The 828-nt window shown below is 36.2% G+C and carries 1 protein-coding gene; it reads right to left on the bottom strand.

The features are described 5' to 3' along the window. On the bottom strand, positions 1-753 hold a 753-nt coding region (locus ACFIL8_RS11445; protein ID WP_375689898.1), incomplete at its 3' end, for a DNA adenine methylase. Positions 754-828 lie beyond the last annotated feature (75 nt).

The raw sequence follows: 828 nt of genomic DNA, 5'->3' as shown, positions 1-828 counted from the left end.
TGGTTTTTTAGCAAAACCAGAGGTCCAAAGGGTCTCTAATTCTAAAAAGTCAAAATCCTTAAAGATCTCTCGAACCGCATCACAATCATTTAGACTCAAGACAAATTTGCCTTGTATGCTTTTGAGAACTTTTGCCATACTCACAAAATCATCTTCAACAAAATTCCCAGAGCTATAACACTTCTTCTTCACAAGATAAGGCGGGTCTAGGTAAAATAAACTGTCGGGTGCATCAAATAGCTCGATAACCCGTTCCCACGACAAATTTAAGATTGTCGTATCAAGAAGCTTCTGTCTAACACGTCGCATCCTTGATAACAGCTTATCGGGATTAAATGCTATAGGCTTTTTCCTTCCAAAGCCAAAAGAGACATACTCTTTTTTCCCATACATCACACAACGTTGGAGAAACAAAAAACGTGCGGCTCTTTCAACTTTGGAAAGGCTTTCTGGATCAATCGCCGCAAGTTCAAAAAACAACTGTCTTGAACAAACAAACCATTCTAGTCGTTTGGCTAAATCATCAAAGTTATTTTGAACACATTGAAACAGGTTCGTGATCTCTCCATTCAAATCATTAATCACGGAATATTTTGCTGGTCTTTTATTTAGGAAAATAACACCAGAGCCTAAAAACGGTTCAACATAGGTTTCATGGTCAATATTATTTAAAATCGGTATAATTTTCTTACGCAGATAGTGTTTACCACCCATCCACGCAAACAATGTTTGTGTAAATTCTTGTTTCATCATATTTTTAAAGGAGAGATTTGATATCTAACTTTTTGTTATCCATCTTTTAAGATGTGAGAAGCTATTCTCTATGGC

Origin of the sequence: Bartonella sp. AP57NXGY (assembly GCF_042195805.1) — a bacterium.
In the GTDB taxonomy this organism is placed as follows: Bacteria; Pseudomonadota; Alphaproteobacteria; order Rhizobiales; family Rhizobiaceae; genus Bartonella.
This window is presented reverse-complemented; position numbering and strand designations above follow the sequence as displayed.